The 16487-nt window shown below is 70.1% G+C and carries 12 protein-coding genes; all 12 read right to left on the reverse strand.

The window, feature by feature from the left end:
- The 12 genes from HMPREF2886_RS22575 to glgA all read right to left on the reverse strand — a co-directional run bounded on the left by HMPREF2886_RS22575 (position 1) and on the right by glgA (position 16277).
- Complete coding sequence (locus HMPREF2886_RS22575) at positions 1 to 996, reverse strand: lysylphosphatidylglycerol synthase domain-containing protein (RefSeq protein ID WP_039026777.1); 996 nt, start codon at positions 994 to 996, stop codon at positions 1 to 3.
- Positions 993 to 2198 (reverse strand): cardiolipin synthase ClsB, encoded by a 1206-nt coding sequence (clsB, locus tag HMPREF2886_RS22580; RefSeq protein WP_058173642.1) that lies wholly within the window; start codon positions 2196 to 2198, stop codon positions 993 to 995. Before clsB ends, HMPREF2886_RS22575 begins: the two co-directional genes overlap by 4 nt.
- Entirely contained in the window at positions 2195 to 2932 is a 738-nt protein-coding gene (locus tag HMPREF2886_RS22585) for an endonuclease/exonuclease/phosphatase family protein (RefSeq protein WP_003113649.1), read from the reverse strand. Before HMPREF2886_RS22585 ends, clsB begins: the two co-directional genes overlap by 4 nt.
- The gene (locus HMPREF2886_RS22590) at positions 2929 to 3867 is read right to left on the reverse strand and encodes a DUF72 domain-containing protein (RefSeq protein ID WP_058173643.1); all 939 of its coding nucleotides are present in this window, start codon (positions 3865 to 3867) and stop codon (positions 2929 to 2931) included. The genes HMPREF2886_RS22585 and HMPREF2886_RS22590 overlap by 4 nt, the downstream gene beginning before the upstream one ends.
- A gap of 3 nt (positions 3868 to 3870) precedes the next feature.
- Positions 3871 to 5118, reverse strand: a complete 1248-nt coding sequence (locus HMPREF2886_RS22595) for a zinc-dependent alcohol dehydrogenase (protein ID WP_058173644.1) — start codon at positions 5116 to 5118, stop codon at positions 3871 to 3873.
- 66 nt (positions 5119 to 5184) lie between these two features.
- Entirely contained in the window at positions 5185 to 5601 is a 417-nt protein-coding gene (locus HMPREF2886_RS22600) for a CBS domain-containing protein (protein ID WP_003088942.1), read from the reverse strand.
- A 98-nt stretch (positions 5602 to 5699) separates the two neighbouring features.
- On the reverse strand, positions 5700 to 7850 hold the full coding sequence (gene glgX, locus HMPREF2886_RS22605; RefSeq protein WP_042168659.1) for a glycogen debranching protein GlgX: 2151 nt from the start codon (positions 7848 to 7850) through the stop codon (positions 5700 to 5702).
- 12 nt (positions 7851 to 7862) lie between these two features.
- Positions 7863 to 8168 carry a DUF2934 domain-containing protein gene (locus tag HMPREF2886_RS22610; RefSeq protein WP_033968773.1) on the reverse strand — a complete coding sequence of 102 codons (306 nt, stop codon included), beginning with the start codon at positions 8166 to 8168 and terminating at the stop codon, positions 7863 to 7865.
- Positions 8165 to 10945, reverse strand: a complete 2781-nt coding sequence (locus HMPREF2886_RS22615; protein WP_042168657.1) for a malto-oligosyltrehalose synthase — start codon at positions 10943 to 10945, stop codon at positions 8165 to 8167. The genes HMPREF2886_RS22610 and HMPREF2886_RS22615 overlap by 4 nt, the downstream gene beginning before the upstream one ends.
- Positions 10938 to 12992, reverse strand: a complete 2055-nt coding sequence (gene malQ, locus HMPREF2886_RS22620) for a 4-alpha-glucanotransferase (protein WP_058173645.1) — start codon at positions 12990 to 12992, stop codon at positions 10938 to 10940. Before malQ ends, HMPREF2886_RS22615 begins: the two co-directional genes overlap by 8 nt.
- Positions 12985 to 14736, reverse strand: coding sequence for a malto-oligosyltrehalose trehalohydrolase (gene treZ, locus HMPREF2886_RS22625; protein WP_033977633.1), 1752 nt, complete (start codon positions 14734 to 14736; stop codon positions 12985 to 12987). Before treZ ends, malQ begins: the two co-directional genes overlap by 8 nt.
- Positions 14736 to 16277, reverse strand: coding sequence for a glycogen synthase GlgA (glgA, locus tag HMPREF2886_RS22630; protein WP_033968778.1), 1542 nt, complete (start codon positions 16275 to 16277; stop codon positions 14736 to 14738). Before glgA ends, treZ begins: the two co-directional genes overlap by 1 nt.
- Positions 16278 to 16487: the final 210 nt, after the last annotated feature.

Genomic DNA, 16487 nt, shown 5'->3' on the forward strand with positions numbered 1-16487 from the left:
TCACGCCTGGCCCTGGCGCAGGCGGCGCTGTTTGCGGCGCAGGCGGATCGCCCGGCGCTCCAACAGCAGGTAGACCACGCAGGCCAGCGCCAGGGGCAGGAGGAAATACAGCACCCGGTAGCCGATCAGCGCGGCCAGCAGCACGCCCTGGGAGAGGCGCCCCTGGAGCAGGGCGATGAACACCGCTTCGAGCACCCCGAGCCCGGCCGGGATATGGGTGATGACCCCGGCGATGCTGCTGACCAGGAGGATCGCCAGGACGCTCGGGTAATCCACGCTGTGCGGCAGCAGGCTGTACAGCAGCAGCGCCATCAGCGACCAGTTGCTCGCTCCGAGCAGGCCTTGCAGGGCCGCCAGCCGCCAGGACGGCAGGGTCAGCCGATGCTCGCGCCAGCCCCAGGCGCGGCGTCGGGCGAAACGGCAGGCCAGCAGGTAGCCTGCGGCCAGCGCCAGGAGCAGTGCGCCGATCAGGCGCAGGCCGTCGCTGCCGAGCTTCCAGCCCGGCGGCAAGGCCGGCAGGCCGCAGCTGAACAGGATGCCGGCGAGCAGCAGGTAGCCGAACCAATTGGTGACCAGGCTGAAGGTCAGGATCCGGGTGATGTCGGCGATGTCCAGGCCGAGCCGACTGTACAGGCGATAGCGCAGCGCCACGGCGCCGACCCAGGAACTCAGGTTGAGGTTGAACGCATTGCACACGAACGCCACGGTGAAGACCCGCCGCTTGGGCAGCGAGTGGCCGATGTAGTAGCGGCTGAGCAGGTCGAAGCTGCTGAACACCGTATAGCCGGCGGCCGCCAGCAGCAGCCCGAGGAACAGGGTCGCGGGGCGATACTCGCCGAGGGCGTGGCGGACTTCCTGCCAGTCGAGATTCTTCACCAGCAGGAACAGCAGCACCGCGACCAGCACGAAGAACGCCAGGGTCGGCAGCCTGCGCAGCCAGCGCCAGTGAGCGCGGCGCGGCGGCGTCGAGGTGGCTTCGTGACCGCTGCCGTTCATGGGTTGCCCCGCTGGCCCTGGCGTTCCTGCCAGCGCCGCGACGGATGCGGCTCCAGCGATTTCAGGCGTGGCAGATGGGCGGGTACCCAGCCGGCGATAGCCGGGAAGTGCCTGGAAAAGTGGAAGCCGAGGAAGATCAGCGGTGCCCGCCACCAGTAGCCGCGCCTCGCGTGGCGACGACTGATGCGCCGGCAGTGCTGCCGCGCCAGTTGCTGCAGGTGCTGGTACAACTGGCCGTTGAAGGCGGCGTCGCGGATCACCAGGTTGGCCTCCAGGTTCAGCGACAGGCTGAGGGGATCGAGGTTGCTCGAGCCGATGGTCGACCAGTCGTCGTCGATCACCGCGACCTTGCCGTGCAGCGGGCGCTGGCAGTATTCGTGGATCCGCACGCCTTCGCGCAACAGGTAGTCGTAGAGCAGCCGGCTGCACAGGCGCACCAGCGGCATGTCCGGCATGCCCTGAAGCACCAGCTCGACGCGTACGCCGCGGCGCGCCGCATCGCGCAGTTCGCGGAGCAGGCGGTAGCCGGGGAAGAAATAGGCATTGGCGATCAGCAGGCGTCGCCGCGCCTGGCGGATCGCCTGCAGGTACTCGCGCTCGATGTCGTCGCTGGACTGGTCGTTGTCGCGGATCACCAGGCGCACCCGCGCCGGCTGCTCGGCACCCGACGGACGCAACGGCGGGTAGTCGGCGTCCGGTTCCAGCAAGGCCAGGCAGGCCTGGCGGATATCGCGCACCACCGGGCCCTCGACGCGCACCGCGTAGTCCTGCTTGGCCATGTTGCCGCGACGTACCAGGTGGTCCTCGCCGTAGTTGATGCCGCCGACGAAGGCCTGCCGGCGATCGATCACCACCAGCTTGCGGTGCAACCGGCGAAACAGGTTGGTGCGCACGCCGAGCAGACGCGGACGCGGGTCGAACAGGTGCACGCGGACTCCGGAGGCGGTCAGCCGGGCCAGGTAGTCCGGGCTGAGCGAGGCGGTGCCGTAGCCGTCCACCGTGACCTGTACCTCGACACCGCGCTCGGCGGCGGCGCTGAGGGCTTCCTGCAACTGCCGGCCGACCTCGTCCTCGAAGATGATGAAGGTTTCCAGGAGGATCTCCCGGCGCGCCTCGGCGATGCACTGGAACAGGCGCGGAAAGTACTCTTCGCCGTTGATCAGCAGTTCTACGCGGTTGCCGTCGCGCCAGGGGAAGTTCATGGCTCCACCTCCACCGCCAGCGGCAGGTGGTCGGACAGGTGCGACCAGGGCCGCCGCGAGAGGATCCGCGGCTGGCGCCCGCGGGCATTGCGCAGGTAAATGCGGTCCAGCGGCAGCACCGGCCAGCGCGCCGGGAAGCTGCGCGCCGGCCTGCCCTGGGCGCCGACGAAGACTTCGCGCAGGCCGCAACCGGCGAGCAGCCGGTCAGCGCGCTGGCGCCAGTCGTTGAAGTCGCCGGCGACCACCACCGGCTCGCGCTCCGGCAGGCCCGCCACCAGCTCGCAGAGCAGTTGCAACTGGCGCTGGCGCTGCGCCTCGCGCAATCCCAGGTGCACGCAGACCGCGTGCAGCGGACGGCCGATGTCGATCACCGCATGCAACAGGCCGCGTTCCTCGTTGCCCGCCACCGAGACGTCGAGGTTGCGGTGGGCGAGGATCGGATGCTTGGAGAGCACGGCATTGCCATGGTGGCCTTCGGGATACACCGCGTTGCGCCCGTAGGCGAACTGCGGCCACATGCTGTCGGCCAGATACTCGTATTGCGGCGCCGGCGGCCAGGACGGCAGGCGCGCGGCGTGCAGGCTATGGGAGCCGAGGACCTCCTGGAGGAACACCAGGTCGGCACCGACGCTGCGCACCGCTTCGCGCAGCTCCGGCAGGATGAAGCGCCGATTGAACGGGTTGAAACCCTTGTGGGTGTTCACCGTCAGCACCTGCAGGCGCGGCAGGATCATGCGGCACTCTCCCGCAGGTCATCGGGCAACTGTCCGGGCACCGTGCGCAGGCCGCCGTCGAGTTCCAGCAGCTGCAGGAGGCGCCGGGCATCGTAGGGTGCGCGCACCTTGACGTCGTTGTCGAAGTAGCAGTACAGGTCGCGCGCCGTCGCCTTCGCCGGGGCGTCCTGGCTGGCCCGGCGCAGGTCGTCGGCCTGGCCGCCGCCGGCCCAGGCGCGGATCCGTGCCTGCCACTGGCCCAGGGCCGCTTCCGAATAACCGCTGCGGTAGAGCTCCTTGTCGCCGTGCAGGCGCAGGTAGAGGAAGTCGGCGCAGACGTCGCCGAGCAGCGGCCACTTGCCGGCGGTATCGGCCACCACCAGGGCAACCCGGTATTCGCGCAGCAGGTCGATGAACGTCGGGTCGACGAAGCTCTCATGGCGGATTTCCACGGCATGCCGCAGGCGCTGTGCCGGATCGCCGTCGAGGTAGCCCTCGCGGTGCAGGCGCGCGGCGCTGTGCCGGGCGAGCTTCTGCGCGGCGGCGCCGTCGCGCGGCAGGCGGGCGAGGAAATCGGCGAACAGCTCGCGGTCGAAACGCATGCTCGGCGGGAACTGCCAGAGGAACGGGCCGAGGCGCTGGCGCAGGGCGAGGGGGCCGGAGGCGAAGAAGTTCGCCAGCGGCTCGTCGATCTCGCGCAGGCGCCGTACGTGGGTGATGTAACGCGGGGCCTTGACGCTGAAAACGAAGTCCTCGGGGGTGTCCTCGGCCCAGCCGCGGAAGCGCTCGGGCGTCTGCAGGGCGTAGAAGGTGCCATTGATCTCGATGCTGTTCACCGCCCGCGAGGCGAAGCGCAGTTCGTCCTTCTGGCGCAGCCCCTCGGGATAGAAGTCACCTCTCCAGGGGGCGTAGCGCCAGCCGGAAATGCCGATGCGCAGGCGTGCCCGTGCGCTCATGCATCACCCCCGGGCACCGCTTTCCGGCGTCGGCCGGCGCGCCAGTTCGTCCACCGCGCGTTCGTCGAGCCGTTCCTCGCAGCCCTCGACCTGGCGCTTCTGTGGCACCAGTTCGACCTTGATCCAGCCGGTCTCGCGGCGGTCGAAGGCTTCGAAGGCCTCGATGGCGTCGCCGATCGGCTTCACCTGGGTGAGGATCTTCGCCGGGTCGATGCGTCCGCTGAGCACATGTTCGAGCAGCAGCGGAATGTACTTGCGGTGGTGGCAGTTGCCCATGCGGATGGTCAGGTTGCGGTTCATCGCCAGCCCGATGGGAAACTGCCGCGAGTCTTCGGCGTAGACGCCGATGATCGACAGGGTGCCGGCCTTGGCCAGGCCCTGCACCGCCCACTCCAGGGCCTGTGCGGGGGCGTTGCCGGGGCTCCAGCTGGTGCCCTCCTGGCGCGGCGCCGGGGTGGCGGTGCCATGGCTGTGCTCGGCGTCCACGCCGACGGCGTCGATGGCGCGGTCCACGCCGATCCCGGCGGTCAGCCAGCGCAGGGCCTGGACCGGATCCTCGCGCTCGAAGTCGATCACTTCGGCGCCTTGCTGGCGGGCCATGTGCAGGCGGTCCGGGTGGCGGTCGATGGCGAACACCCGGGCGGCGCCCAGGAGCAACGCGCTGGCGATGGCGAACTGGCCGACCGGACCGCAGCCGAACACGGCGACGGTGTTGCCGGGAGCGATCCCGGCCAGTTCGGCGCCGAAGTAACCGGTGGGGAAGATGTCCGACAGGAGTATCGCCTGGTCGTCGCTGATGCTGCTGGGCAGACGGATCAGGCCGATGTTGGCATAGGGAATCCGCGCTTTCTCGGCTTGCAGCCCATGGAAGCCACCGTTGGCCCGGGGACCGCCGAAGAACGCGGTGCCGGCCTGGCTGCCGCCGGGGTTGGCGACGTCGCACTGGGCGTAGTAGCCGGCTCGGCAATACACGCAATTGCCGCAGGCGATGGTCGAGGGAATCACCACCCGGTCGCCGACCTGCAGGTTGCGCACTTCGTCGCCGAGCGCCTCGACGATGCCCACGCCCTCATGGCCGAGGATGGTCCCCGGACGCATGCCGCCGACGCTGCCACGGACGAAGTGCAGGTCGGTGCCGCAGATCGCCGAGGCGGTCAGCCGCACGATGGCGTCGGTGGGCTCCTGCAGGCGCGGCTCCGCCACGTCTTCCAGGCGGATGTCGCCGATGTCATGGAATACCACGGCTTTCATGGCGTTCTCCCGGTTGGGGCCCGGCCTCGGCCGGAACGGCAAAGGCGGGCCGGGTGGAAGAAAGGCTCAGTAATGGGCCTGGGCGACGCCCTGCAGGACGGTGGCGCTGGAGGCCTGGTCGCGGCAGCTGGCGATGTTGCCCAGGGAAACCACGCCGACCAGCCGCTTCTCGCGGTTGAGCACCGGCAGGCGGCGCATCTGGATGTCGGCCATGTTGCGGGCCACGTGCTGGACGTCTTCGTCTTCGAAGCAATAGTGGATGTCGCCGCTCATGATGCGGCCCAGCGGGGTATCCCCGGACAGGCCGCCGGCCACCGCGCGGATGGCGATGTCGCGATCGGTGATCATCCCGACCAGGCGGTCGCCTTCGCCGACCAGCAGGGCGCCGCTGTCGATCCTCGCCATGGTGGCGGCCGCCTCGCGGATGCTCTGCTGCGGGTCGGCGACCTGGACGTTGCGGGTCATGATGTCGCTGATCTTCATGCTGTCCTCCTGTGTAGGGTGGATGTGGGGCGCCGCGTGCGGCACCTACAGGTTCCGACTGGAGGTGCCGGGGGCGGTTCAGCTTTTTTCCCCGCCGTTCATCCTTCCGCTCCGGCGCCCGGCGGTTGTAGCTCGAACAGCAGGAAACTGCGGCCGCCGACCAGGAACTCGCTGGCGAACGGATAGCGTTCGCCGAGCGGGTCCTCCGGCCGCTGGGTATCCAGCAGGCAGGTCCAGCCGCTGCCTTCGGCCACCTCGGGAAGACGGAAGGACACCGCGTCGTGGTAGGCATTGAGGATCAGCAGCAGGGTGGCATCCTCACCGCTGCGCAGGATCCCGGTGGGCTGCGCGCGGCCATCGAGGAGCACGCCGAGGCAGCGGGCGTGCTCGTCGTGCCAGTGTTCCTCGGTCATCTCCTCGCCACCGGGCGCCAGCCAGGTGACGTCCTTGACCCCCAGCGCCTCGTTGTACTCGCCGACCAGGAAGCGCCCCCTGCGCAGGATCGGATAGCGTTGGCGCAGGGCCAGCAGGCGCTGGGTGAAGGCCAGCAGCGAACGGCCCTCGTCGTCCAGCCGCCAGTCGATCCAGCCCAGTTCGTTGTCCTGGCAATAGACATTGTTGTTGCCCTGCTGGGTGCGGCTGAACTCGTCGCCGGCGACCAGCATCGGGGTACCCTGGGACAGCAGCAGGGTGGACAGCAGGTTGCGCATCTGGCGCAGGCGCAGGGCGCGGATCTCCGGGTCGTCGGTGGGGCCCTCGCAGCCGTGGTTCCAGGACAGGTTGTGGTCGCTGCCGTCGGCGTTGTTCTCGCCGTTGGCTTCGTTGTGCTTGTGGTCGTAGGAAACCACGTCGCGCAGGGTGAAGCCGTCGTGGGCGGTGACGAAGTTCACCGACGCGTAGGGCCGCCGTCCACGCTGGTCGTAGAGATCGCCGGAGGCGGTCAGGCGCCGCGCCAGTTCCGGCAGCATGCCGTCGTCGCCGCGCCAGTAGGCGCGCACGCAATCGCGGAAACGGTCGTTCCATTCCGCCCAGCCGGGCGGGAAGCCGCCGACCTGGTAGCCGCCGGGGCCGCAATCCCAGGGTTCGGCGATCAGCTTGCACTTGCTCAGCACCGGGTCCTGGCGGCAGGCGACGAGGAAGCCATGGCGCTCGTCGAAACCGTCCGGATGGCGGCCGAGGATGGTCGCCAGGTCGAAGCGGAAGCCGTCCACGCGCATCTCCGTGGCCCAGTAGCGCAGCGAGTCGGTGACCATCTGCAACACGCAGGGGTGGCTGAGGTCGAGGGTGTTGCCGGTGCCGGAATCGTTGATGTAGTAGCGGCGCTGGTCGGGCATCAGGCGGTAGTACGAGGCGTTGTCGATGCCGCGCATGCACAGGGTCGGACCCAGCTCGTTGCCTTCCGCGGTGTGGTTGTAGACCACGTCGAGGATCAGCTCCAGCCCGGCGTCGTGGAGGTGCGCGACCATCTCCTTGAACTCGTTGACCTGGCCACTGGCGAGGTAGGCCGGGTGCGGGGCGAAGAAGGCGATACTGTTGTAGCCCCAGTAGTTGCTCATGCCGTTTTCCAGCAGGTGCTTGTCGTCGACGAAGCCGTGGATCGGCAGCAGCTCGACGCTGGTCACCCCGAGCCGGCGGATGTGCGCCAGCAGGTCGGCGTTCATCAGCCCGGCGAAGGTCCCGCGAACCGCCTCCGGGACCTGCGGGTGGCGCATGCTGAGCCCGCGCAGGTGGGCTTCGTAGATCACCGTGCGGTCCCAGGGGACGCGTACCGGCGGGCTCTCGGCCCAGGTGAAGGCCGGATCGATGACCTTCGACTTGGGCACGAAGGGCGCGCTGTCGCGCTCGTCGAAGCTGAGGTCGGCGTCGGCCGAACCGATGGTGTAGCCGAACAGCGCCTCGGACCAGCGCAGGCGGCCGACCAACTGCTTGGCGTAGGGATCGAGGAGCAATTTGTTGGGATTGAAGCGGTGGCCGGCGTCCGGTTCGTAGGGACCGTGTACCCGGTAGCCGTAGATCTGCCCCGGATGGGCGTCGGGCAGGTAGCCGTGCCAGATCTCGTCGGTGTACTCGGGCAATTCGATGCGCTCGATCTCCTTTTCCCCGCGCGCGTCGAACAGGCACAGCTCGACCTTGGTCGCGTGGGCCGAGAACAGCGCGAAATTGACGCCGAGGCCGTCCCAGGTGGCGCCAAGGGGGAAGGGGTGCCCTTCGCTGATCCGCGAAGGGGCGGGGCTACGCTTTCTGCTCATGCACTGGACTCCTCATTCGCCCGCTTCGGGCTTGCGGCGGCTGCGCGGCTTGGCCGCCGCCGGTTTTTCGCTGGCGGGCCGCGCCGGGGACGAGGCCCTCGGCTTGCGCGGCTTGGCGGCCGGCGCTTGCAGCAGGGCCGGGGTTTCCTTGGCGGCCTTGCTCCGGCCGCGGCTCTTCGCCGGCGTCGCCGCGGCGGCTTCCGCTTCGGCCAGTTGCCGGGCCATGGCCCAGTGGCGTTCGGCCTGGCCATCGGGGCAGCCCTCGGTTTCCCAGATCTGGTAGGCGAACTCTCGTATGCGTTTTTCGTCGGCGCTCATGGGGTGTCCTCCTGGGCGAGGCGGTAAAGCAGGTTGACGGGAAAGTCGGCGAGCACTTCGGACAGGCTCAGGTGCCCGTCGCTGGGCAGCGGCATGGTGGAAAACAGGCCGCTGTAGGTGCATTCGGAGAGACTCGGCGGCAGCAGCAGGCAGGTGTCGCCCCAGGCCTCGGCCGGCACCTGCGGCTGCGTGGCGTGGCCGAGCAGGCCGCAGGCCAGGCGCGGGACCACCACCAGCAGGCAACCGTGACGGCTGCGCCGGGCGAAGGCGAGGACCCGCTCGGCATGCTCGCCGCTGACCTCCAGGGGCAGGTAGTCGCCGTCGCGGAACAGGCCCGGCTGCATCCGCCGCAGCCCCAGCACGCGGGCGATCAGGGTCTGCTTGATGCGACCGTCGCGCCAGTGCTCCAGCAGTTCCGGGAAGGGCGTCGGCGCGGCCAGGGCGGCGGCGTGCCGGGCGAAGTCCACCGGCCTCCGGTTGTCCGGGTCGACCAGGCTGAAGTCCCAGTCCTCGCGTCCCTGGTAGAGATCGGGGATACCCGGGCAGGTCAGGCGCAGCAGGCATTGGGCGAGGCCGTTCAGGGCCCCGGCCGGCATCAGCCGCGCCGCCGCGTTGCCCAGCGACTGGCGCAGGGCCTGGGCCAGTGGCGCGCGCAGGAGCTGTTCCAGATAGTCGGCGCAGGCGCGCTCGTAGTCTTCGTCGGGCGCGGTCCAGCGCGTGCGCAGCTTGGCTTCGCGCAAGGCCTTGCATTGCCATTCGCGCATCCGCGCGAGGAACGCTTGGTCCAGGGCGGCGCCGTCGCAAGGCGCGTCGAGCGGCCAACTGCCGAGCAGGGCCTGGAACAGGATCAGCTCGTCGCCGGGGCTCGGCGCCGGCCCCTCGGCGAGGTCGCGGCGCAACGGCGTGGCCAGGCTCTGCCAGTGCTCGACGTTACGCGCGAACCAGGGCGCCAGTTCGCTGAGCGCCGCAAGACGGGCGCGGGCGTCCTCGCCGCGCTTGTGGTCATGGCTGGCGGTGGCCAGCAGGGCGCGCGGGCTGGCCAGGCGCCTGGCTTCGCAGGCGGCATGGAATTCCTCGGCGGAAGCGGCGAAGCGCTGCGGGTCGAAGCCGACGTCGTTGCGCGAGAGCAGGGCCGCCGAGCGATAGCAGGCGGTATCCTCCACGGCCTTGGCGGCGGTCGGCGAACTCAACTGCTGGAAGCGCGCCAGCAACTCGCCGCGCAGGCGCCGCAGCGGACCGGGCGGCAGCTCGCGCAGCGGCTGCCCGCCGAGCCAGCGTTCGAGATGGTCGAGGACCGCCCGGTCGGCTTCGTCGAGATCCTCGCGGGCCGCCTCTGCGGCACAGCAGAACACCTCGCGATCCTGCACCGAGCGACCGCAGGCCCCGGCGTAGGTACGGTAGACCGGAAAGCGCGCGAGCAACTGGAACAGCGCGCGGCGGATACCGCCCAGGGTCAGGTCGCGGCTGGCCAGGTCGGCCCGCGCCACCCGCAACAGACCCTGGGCGAGGTTCTCCAGGTCACCGGCGAGGCTTCCCGCCAGGACCAGTTGGCGAGCCTGGTAGACCTCGTCGAGAAACGCCTCCGGGCGTCCGCTGACCCGCTGCCAGAGTTCGCGCAACGGTCGTTCGCCGCGCGGATCGTGCTGCAACAGGCTGACCTGGTTCATGAAGTCGTAGCCGGTGGTGCCGTCGCACAGCCAATCCTCGGGCAGGCGCTCCTCGCCGCCGAGGATCTTCTCCACATACAGCAGCATCGGCGCGCCGCCGCGACGGGCGCGGATCCGCTCGCTGCGTCGGCGCAGGCGCCGGCAATAGCCGCGCGGATCGGCCAGGCCGTCGACGTGATCGATGCGCAGGCCATCGAGCAGACCGTCCTCGAGCAACTGGAAGACCTTGCCGTGCACGGCCTCGAACACCTCGCCGCGCTCGACCCGCAGGCCGACCAGTTCGCTGATGTCGAAGAAACGGCGCCAGTTGATGTCGTCCGCCGCGGTGCGCCAGCTGGCCAGGCGGTAGTGCTGCGCTTCTAGCAGGCGGTGCAGGCGTTGGCGAGCCTCCTCGTGGCGTTCCTGGAGTTCGCCCAGCGTGCGCTGGAGGGCTGCGCGCGGAGCGCTCTCGGCGAGCGCGGCCGCCAGTTGACGCTGCATCTCGCGCAAGGCCTCGCGGTCCTGCCGGCACTCGCGGAAACCGCCGGCCAGGGCCGACAGGCGCGGCTCGCCGCTGTCTTCCAGCAGCTCCGGGTAGCTGCCCGGCCAGAGGGGGAAGCGCTGCTCGCCGTGGCTCGCCAGCAGGCGGCCGGCCTCGCGGTCCAGGCTCAGGCCGATCTCCCCGGCAACCAGAACCTCGCCGTAGTCGCTGCGCAGGAACGGCAGCAGCACCTGGCCGCGCAACGCGGCGTCGTGGGATTCCCACTGGATGTCGAAGAAACTCGCGTAGGGACTCTCGCGCCCCCATTCGAGCACGTCCTGCCACCAGGGGTTGGCGCCGCCGCCGATGCCCATGTGGTTCGGCACTATGTCCATGAGCAGGCCCATGTCGCGTTGCCGCAGCCCCTGGATCAGGCGCAGCAGCGCCGGCTCGCCGCCCAGTTCCGGATTGATCCGGGTCGGGTCGACCACGTCGTAGCCGTGGCTGGAGCCGGGCCGCGCGCGGAACAGCGGCGAGGCGTAGAGATGGCTGATGCCCAGGTCGGCGAAATAGTCCAGCCAGGGCAGGGCATCGTCGAGGGTGAAGCCGGCGTGGAATTGCAGGCGCAGGGTAGCGCGGGGCTCAATCATGGGCGGCCTCCCCGGCATCCCGGCGGCTGCGTTCGAGCAGGCGCAGGCGCCGGTCGACCTGCGGCGTTCCGAGCATCTGCGCGGCGTTTTCCGGCCAGCGCCGCCGCCAGTTCGGGTGGGCGTCGCCGGGGCCGGGCAGGTTCGGCTGCTCCAGGCTGCCCAGGGCGTCCTCCAGGGGCAGTAGCACCAGCGGCGCGGGGGTCGCTCCGACATAGCCGATGCAGGCGTCCAGCGGCACTTCGGCGGCGGGGTCGGGATCGACCGGCGGTTCGAGGCTGGCGGCCAGCGCCCGGCGCTCCTCGGCGCGCAGTTCCAGGTCGGCCGCGCATTCCTCGGCGCTACGGTGTCCGGCGCGGCCGCGCCAGTGGATGTCCCGGCCCCGCCACCAGCCGGACAGGCTCGGCAGGTCGTGGGTGCTGGTGGTGGCCATGGCGTCCGCCGGCCATTGCGCCGGGGGCACGAAGCGTTCGCCGCGCCGCTCGAAGAGCAGCACGCGGGTACCCAGCACTTGGCGGCGTGCCAGTTCGTCGCGCAGGCCCTCGGGAACGGTGCCGAGGTCCTCGCCGATGACCAGCGCCGAGGCGCGACTGGCCTCCAGTGCCAGCAGGCGCAGCAGCTCGCGTTGCGGGTAGCGCAGGTAGGCGCCGGCGTGGGGCGGCTGGCCACGCGGGATCAGCCAGAGACGTTGCAGGCCCATCACATGGTCGATGCGTAGCCCTCCGGGCCAGGCCAGGTTGGCCCGCAGCATCTCGCGGAATGCCCGGTAGCCGTGGCGGCGCAGGCCTTCGGGATTGAACGCGGAAACGCCCCAGTCCTGTCCGGACTGGTTGAGGATGTCCGGTGGCGCGCCGACATTCACTTCGGCGAGCAGCTCTTCCTGCCGCGACCAGGCCTGGCTGCCGCCGCCGTCGGCGCCCACCGCCAGGTCGGCGACCAGGCCGATGGCCATCCCGGCCTCGCGCGCCTGGCGCTGGGCATGTTGCAGGCAACGTTGGGTCAGCCACTGGCCGAAGGCGCGGAAGTCCACTTCCTCGGCGTGATCGGCGCAGAACGCGGCCACCGCCGGCTCGCCGGGGCGGCGCAGCGGCTCCGGCCAGCGTCGCCAGTCGGGGCCGGCGCCCAGGTGCGCCTGCAGGGTCTCGAAGCGGCAGTGGTGCAGCAGGGCCTCGCCGGCTTCGCGGCGGAATTCGGCGAGGTCGTGGCGCAAGGGGCTGGCGCGCTCGATGAAGTCGCGGTGGAGTTGGCGCAGCAGGCGCATGCGCAGGTCCGCCGCCGCTGTCCAGTCGATCAGCTCCAGGCTCTCCAGGCGGGCCATCTCCGCGGCCAGGCCGGCGCGACGGATCGCCTGTTCCACCGCCGCCGCGCCGAGAATGGTCGCCGGCGCGGCATGCAGGACATTGAAGAACAGCCGGCTGGACGGCGAGTAGGGGCTGTAGGCATGTCCGTTGGCCTCGGCGAGGGCGTGCAGCGGGCTGATCGCCAGCGCGTCGGCGCCATGCCGCGCGGCGCTGCGCAGCAGGTCCTCGAGGGCGGCGCTGTCGCCCAGGCCGCCGTCGCCGGGGCGGCGCAGGGCATAGACCTGGGCGGCCAATCCCCAGCGACGCGAGCGGCCCGGGGCGAGGCTGGCCAGGGACGGACAGCTCGGCGGCGCCATCGCCACCGCCCATTCCCGCTGCTCCAGCGACAGTTGCGCATAGCCGCTGCGGGCCTGCGCCGGCAGGCGGCCTTCGGCATCCAGGCGCAGGGCGATCCGCGTGCCGTCCTCGTAGACCAGTTCGCCCGGGGTGCCGGCGGGGCCGAGCGCTTGCTCCAGCGGCTGGCCGCATTCGCCGACCAGCAGTCCGAGGTTGGCGCTGTCCTCGCGCAGCCGGGCCAGCGCGGCCAGGCTCTGTTCGATCTGTTGCGGACTCTGCGCCGGATAGCCGAGCGCTTCCAGCAGGCCGCGCTGGACCTCCGGGTCGACCCGCTGCGGCCGTCCGTTGGCGTCCTGCCAGTCGAGTTGCAGGCCCACGGCGGCGGCCAGTTCGGCCAGGCGTGCGTCACTCATGGGCGGGCTCCAGGCTGACCGCGATGCTGCGGGGACTTAGGCGGCCGCGGCGATACTCGGCACAGGCGAGGTTGTCGAGGAACAGCACCCGGGTGGCGGCCGCCGGCGTCTCGACTTCCGCATCGAGCGGAGAAGGGTTGAAGTCGATTCGCCAGTCACTGCCGTCACCGAGTCGCCAGCGCGCCGACAGCGCGGCGCCGGCGATGGTGGTAACGCCCAGCGAACGGGCGCCGCGCAGGCGCGGGATCAGGTGTTCGTGACGGATTTCCAGCAGTTGCCGGTAGAAGCCGCGCCAGGCCGGGTCGCAATCGGCCAGGCCGGGACGCGAGCGCTCGAAGGTCTCCACCGCGTTGGGGTCGGGGAGCGAAGCCAGGGTTGCGCCCTCGCCGAAGCGGCCGAACTCGCCGAACTCCTTGCGTCGCCCCTCGCGGACCGCGTCCGCCAGCTCGCCCTGGTGATCGGTGAAATACAGGAACGGTTCGCGCGCGGCGCATTCCTCGCCCATGAACAGCAGCGGAATCATCGGCGCGAGCAGTTGCAGCGCTATCGCCAGACGCAACGCCTGGGGTTCGGCGAGGACGCTGAGACGCTCGCCGAAGGCGCGGTTGCCGACCTGGTCGTGGTTTTGCAGAAACAGCACGAAGGCGTCCGGCGCCAGGTCGGCGCTCGGTTCGCCGCGCGGCCGGCCGTGGCGGTTGGCTTCGCCCTGGTAGACGAAGCCTTCGGCCAGGCATCGCGCCAGGCAACGCAGCGGCTCGGGGTAGTCCTGGTAGTAGCCGTCGTTCTCGCCGGTGAGCAGGACGTGCAGCGCATGGTGGCCATCGTCGTTCCACTGTGCGTCGTAGCCCTGGCGCAGCAGGCTGGCGCGGTTGTCGTCGTTCTCCAGGACCAGGTGCACATGGCGCTCGGGGCCGGCGGCGCCGCGCAGGCGGCGGGCCATCTCGACGAGGAACGCGCTATCGGGAATCGCGTGCACGGCATCGAAGCGCAGGCCGTCGACGCGATAGTCGAGCAGCCACATCAGGGCGTTCTCATAGAAGAACTCGCGGACTTCGCCGCGACGGAAATCGATGGCCTGGCCCCAGGGCGTCTGCCGGTCGTCGCGGAAGAATGCGGCGGCGTACTGCGCGAGGTAGTTGCCGTCCGGGCCGAAGTGGTTGTAGATCACGTCGACGAAGATCATCAGGCCCATGCCGTGAGCGCTGTCGATCAGATGCTTGAGTTGCTCGGGCGTGCCGTAGGCCGACGCCGGGGCGAACGGCAGCACGCCGTCGTAGCCCCAGTTGCGGCGACCGGGAAACTCGCCCAGCGGCATCAGCTCGACGGCGGTCACGCCCAGCTCCACCAGGCGCGGAAGGAAGCGCTCGACCTCGGCGTAGGAGCCGAACAGGCCGACGTGCAGCTCGTAGATCACCGCTTCGTGCCAGGGCCGCCCGCGCCACTCGTCGATGCGCCAGGCGTAGGCGCCATGGTCCAGCACCTGGCTGTCGCCATGCACGCCGTCGGGCTGGAACTGCGAGGCCGGGTCCGGCACCCCGGGGCGGCCATCGATGCGGTAACGGTAGCGGGTGCCGGGCGGGCAGGGCAGGGTCGCCTCGAACCAGCCGCTGTCGCTGCCTTCCAGCGGCCAGTCGCGGCCGTCGGCGGTCTCGACCCGGACCTCACGGGCGTCCGGAGCCCAGAGGCCGAAGCAGGTCCGGCCGTTGCCTTGGAACTGGGCGCCGAAGCGGCGCCGGATCGCCATCACTGGCGTACCCCGCGCAGGGCCGGAGCGGTATTCCTCAACAGGCGCCGGTACAGGCGGTTGTAAGGCTCCACCGAGTCGCTCCAGAACATCGGCGCGGCCATCGCCTTGCAGCGCATGGCGTTGAGCAGCGACGGACAGTGGTAGACGTTGATCGCGCGCATCACCGCATCGAGGTAGCTCTGCGCGGTTTCCTCACGGAACAGGAAGCCGGTGACCCCGTCGACGATGGTATCGGCGAGGCCGCCGGTGCAGCGCGCGATCGGCAGCGAGCCGAAGCACTGCGCATAGAGCTGGCTGAGCCCGCAGGGCTCGTAGCGCGAGGGCATGAGCAGGAAGTCGCTGCCGGCATAGATACGGCGGGCCTCGGTCTCGTCGAAACCGATGTGCACGCCGACCTGGCCGGGATGACGCCGGGCCAGGTCGAGCATGGCCTTTTCCAGGTTCGGCTCGCCACGGCCGATGCTGACCAGGCGGCCGCCGGCCTGGAGCAGGGCATCGCTGATCTCCAGGGTCAGGTCGATGCCTTTCTGCTGCACCAGGCGCGAGACCACCGCGAACAGCGGCCCCTTGCCCGGCTCCAGGCCGAAACGCTCCTCCACGTAGCGCGTGTTGGCGCGCTTGCCGGCCCATTGGCGGGCGCTGAAGCAGGCCACCAGGTGCGGGTCGCAGTGCGGCTGCCAGCTATCGTCGATACCGTTGACGATGCCGCTGAGCTGACGCTTCTCGACCTTGTACTTGAGGATGCCGTGCAGGCCGCAGCCGTATTCCGGGGTAGTGATTTCCTGGGCGTAGGTCTCGCTCACCGTGGTGATGTGGTGGGCATGGGCGATGCCGGCCTTGAGGAACGACAGGCGCCCGTGGAACTCCATGCTTTCGTGGCTCAGCGCTTCGTCGGGGAGGCCCAGCTCGGCGCTGCATTGCAGGTCGCAGAGACCCTGGTAGGCGAGGTTGTGGATGGTGAACAGGCTCGGCGTGCGCACGCCGTTCCAGGCCATGTAGGCCGGCGTCAGCGCCGACGGCCAGTCGTTGGCGTGCACCAGGCCCGGTTGCCAGCCCTGGGCGCCGCGTCCGCCGGCGATCTCGGCGGCGGCCAGGCACAGGCGGGCGAAGCGCAGGTGGTTGTCCGGCCAGTCGTTGCCCTGGTCGTCCATGTAAGGCGTGCCCTCGCGCTCGTAGAGCAGCGGGCAGAGCACCAGCATGACTTCCAGGCCGTCGTCGAGGGTCACCAGGCCGATCTCGCAGGGCGGGATCGCCGCCCGGCCGGGCAGGCTGCCGATGATCCGCAAGTCGCGGCAACGCTCCAGCACCTGGCGATACCCGGGCAACAGGACTCGCACCGAATGCTGGCGCTTGAGGACCCGCGGCAGCGCGGCGGAAAAGTCGCCGAGTCCGCCGACCTTGACGAAATCGCTGAGCTCGGCGGTAACGAAGAGTATCCGATCCCTCTGTTGCGGCGGGTCCTGCGGGTGCAGCAGCGACGGAAAAGCGGTCAGTACCGCGGGTTCTTCCAGGCAAGCGCCTGCAACAGAATGTCCCATGTCATCCTCCGGTCGTACGTTGTCCTTGGCGTTGGTCGGTCGGACTCCGCCGCGCGATGGTATGGGCGAAGTCCTTGCTAGGGGGGACCGGAGGGGAGCGGCGGAAGTTTAGTTTTTTTTACCGGCGGCTCGGCTTGCGAATGGCATTGCCAGTGGGCTGGAGGCGTGAGGAGGGGCCGGGCGGGTTGCCGAATGCAAGGCTCGGCAGGG

Origin of the sequence: Pseudomonas sp. HMSC066A08 (genome assembly GCF_001813025.1) — a bacterium.
Classification (GTDB): Bacteria; Pseudomonadota; Gammaproteobacteria; order Pseudomonadales; family Pseudomonadaceae; genus Pseudomonas; species Pseudomonas aeruginosa.

Excerpts from the sequence above, each read along its gene's own strand:
- treZ (WP_033977633.1), bottom strand. The coding sequence starts at position 14,736 with ATGGCGATCCGGCGCCGCTTCGGCGCCCAGTTCCAAGGCAACGGCCGG.
- HMPREF2886_RS22615 (WP_042168657.1), bottom strand. The coding sequence starts at position 10,945 with ATGATTGAGCCCCGCGCTACCCTGCGCCTGCAATTCCACGCCGGCTTC.
- glgX (WP_042168659.1), bottom strand. The coding sequence starts at position 7,850 with ATGAGCAGAAAGCGTAGCCCCGCCCCTTCGCGGATCAGCGAAGGGCAC.
- HMPREF2886_RS22575 (WP_039026777.1), bottom strand. The coding sequence starts at position 996 with ATGAACGGCAGCGGTCACGAAGCCACCTCGACGCCGCCGCGCCGCGCT.
- HMPREF2886_RS22600 (WP_003088942.1), bottom strand. The coding sequence starts at position 5,601 with ATGAAGATCAGCGACATCATGACCCGCAACGTCCAGGTCGCCGACCCG.
- glgA (WP_033968778.1), bottom strand. The coding sequence starts at position 16,277 with ATGGGACATTCTGTTGCAGGCGCTTGCCTGGAAGAACCCGCGGTACTG.
- HMPREF2886_RS22595 (WP_058173644.1), bottom strand. The coding sequence starts at position 5,118 with ATGAAAGCCGTGGTATTCCATGACATCGGCGACATCCGCCTGGAAGAC.
- malQ (WP_058173645.1), bottom strand. The coding sequence starts at position 12,992 with ATGAGTGACGCACGCCTGGCCGAACTGGCCGCCGCCGTGGGCCTGCAA.
- HMPREF2886_RS22590 (WP_058173643.1), bottom strand. The coding sequence starts at position 3,867 with ATGAGCGCACGGGCACGCCTGCGCATCGGCATTTCCGGCTGGCGCTAC.
- HMPREF2886_RS22610 (WP_033968773.1), bottom strand. The coding sequence starts at position 8,168 with ATGAGCGCCGACGAAAAACGCATACGAGAGTTCGCCTACCAGATCTGG.
- clsB (WP_058173642.1), bottom strand. The coding sequence starts at position 2,198 with ATGAACTTCCCCTGGCGCGACGGCAACCGCGTAGAACTGCTGATCAAC.
- HMPREF2886_RS22585 (WP_003113649.1), bottom strand. The coding sequence starts at position 2,932 with ATGATCCTGCCGCGCCTGCAGGTGCTGACGGTGAACACCCACAAGGGT.